Below are 1,772 nucleotides of genomic sequence, written 5' to 3' on the forward strand. Positions count from 1 at the left end.
CGGGCCTGCTGCTGGGCCAGCAGCTTACTGCGGTCAATCGTAGGCACAGTTGCCGCAATACCGCCATCGAACGGGCTTTCCCGGCGCAGATGGGCGATGTGGGCGGCGCGGATCATGATCTTGGACGGCACACAGCCGACATTGACGCAGGTGCCGCCGATGGTGCCGCGCTCGATCAGCGTGACCTGCGCGCCTTGCTCGACGGCCTTCAGCGCCGCCGCCATCGCGGCTCCACCGCTGCCAATGACCGCTACCTGCACCGGGGGCTCGTTGCCACTGTGCTTTTCGGCGGCGGCCATCCATCCCCGCACCTTGTCGAGCAGTCCGACGCGGTTGTCCGCCAGTGGCGCATCGGCTAGCGTTGCCTTGTAGCCCAGTCCGGCCACGGCGGCAGTCAGCGCGTCCGGCGATGTGCCCGGCACGATGGCGAGTTGCGCTGTGCCCTTCGGATAGGACACCAGCGCCGACTGCACGCCTGGCACTTTTTCCAGCGCTTCCTTGACGTGCGCCGCGCACGAGTCGCAAGTCATGCCGGTGATTTTTAGATGGGTCATGCAACAGATCCTTTATCGTTTGTGGCGCCAGACAATGACGTCCGTTGTGCTGCGGTGCCGTTTTCAGTGACTCACTGCTTGACGCTGGACGGATAGCCCGCGTCTGCGGTTGCCTTGGTCAGCTTCTGCACGCTGGTCTTGGCATCGTCGAAGGTGACGACCGCTTGGCGTGTCTCGAAAGTCACGTCAACTTTGCTGACGCCTTCGACCTTGGAAATCGCCTTCTTGACAGTGATCGGGCAGGCGGAGCAGGTCATGCCCGGTACGGACAGCGTGACGGTCTGGGTGGCGGCCCAGACGGGGGCAACAACGGCGGCGAGGGCGAGGGAGGCAAACAGTTTCTTCATGGTGAACTCCGATCAGTAGAAAAATGGCATGACGTAGGGAAATCCGAGCGCGACCAGAACCAGCGCGGCCACGATCCAGAAAATGAGCTTGTAAGTAGCTCGCACTTGGGGAATCGCGCAGACCTCACCCGGTTTGCAGGCCGCTGCCTGCCGGTAGATGCGCCGCCAGGCGAAGAACAACGCCACCAGCGCCACGCCGATAAAGATGGGGCGATAGGGTTCCAACACCGCCAAGTTGCCGATCCAAGCGCCGCTGAACCCCAAGGCGATCAGAACCAACGGCCCGAGGCAGCAAGCCGAGGCGAGGATGGCGGCAAGCCCTCCAGTGAAGAGCGCGCCGCGCCCGGTTTTTGGTTCAGACATGCGCTTGTCCTTTCGAATTGAAATTGGATAGCGTAACCTTACTTCCGTACTCATGTACGGAGTCAAGCGATATGGAAAACAATTTGGAGAACCTGACCATCGGCGTATTCGCCAAGGCGGCCGGGGTCAATGTGGAAACCATCCGGTTCTACCAACGCAAGGGCTTGCTGCCTGAGCCGGAGAAGCCCTATGGCGGCATCCGCCGTTACGGTGACGCCGATGTGGCGCGCGTGCGGTTCGTGAAATCAGCCCAGCGGCTGGGCTTCAGCCTGGATGAGATCGCCGAGCTGCTGCGGCTGGAGGATGGCACCCATTGCGAGGAAGCCAGCAGTCTGGCCGAGCACAAGCTCAAGGACGTGCGCGAGAAAATGGCTGACCTGGCGCGCATGGAGGCCGTGCTGTCTGATTTGGTGTGCGCCTGCCATGCGCGGAAGGGGAACGTTTCCTGCCCGCTGATTGCGTCACTGCAAGGGAAGAAAGAACCGCGCAGTGCGGACGCGGTGTAGCC

General features: G+C 62.2%; 4 protein-coding genes. 1 reads left to right on the plus strand and 3 read right to left on the minus strand.

Annotated elements, in window-relative coordinates; all coding sequences use genetic code 11:
- The 3 genes from ACZ4FV_RS52200 to merT all read right to left on the minus strand — a co-directional run.
- A partial coding sequence (locus tag ACZ4FV_RS52200) for an FAD-dependent oxidoreductase (protein WP_371054214.1) occupies positions 1-554 on the minus strand: 554 nt, incomplete at its 3' end.
- Positions 555-625: 71 nt separating this feature from the next.
- The gene (gene merP, locus ACZ4FV_RS52205; protein ID WP_003131987.1) at positions 626-901 is read right to left on the minus strand and encodes a mercury resistance system periplasmic binding protein MerP; all 276 of its coding nucleotides are present in this window, start codon (positions 899-901) and stop codon (positions 626-628) included.
- A 12-nt stretch (positions 902-913) separates the two neighbouring features.
- Positions 914-1,318, minus strand: a complete 405-nt coding sequence (gene merT / locus ACZ4FV_RS52210; RefSeq protein WP_031942792.1) for a mercuric ion transporter MerT — start codon at positions 1,316-1,318, stop codon at positions 914-916.
- A gap of 17 nt (positions 1,319-1,335) precedes the next feature.
- Between merT and ACZ4FV_RS52215 the strand changes: the two genes are divergently transcribed.
- A complete protein-coding gene (locus ACZ4FV_RS52215; protein WP_011005943.1) occupies positions 1,336-1,770 on the plus strand; it encodes a mercury resistance transcriptional regulator MerR in 435 nt (144 codons plus the stop codon).
- Positions 1,771-1,772: the final 2 nt, after the last annotated feature.

Source organism: Embleya sp. NPDC025285 (assembly GCF_055558835.1).

Coding starts and splice junctions, on each gene's coding strand:
- merT (WP_031942792.1), bottom strand. CDS start 1,318: ATGAGTACGGAAGTAAGGTTACGCTATCCAATTTCAATTCGAAAGGAC.
- merP (WP_003131987.1), bottom strand. CDS start 901: ATGAAGAAACTGTTTGCCTCCCTCGCCCTCGCCGCCGTTGTTGCCCCC.
- ACZ4FV_RS52215 (WP_011005943.1), top strand. CDS start 1,336: ATGGAAAACAATTTGGAGAACCTGACCATCGGCGTATTCGCCAAGGCG.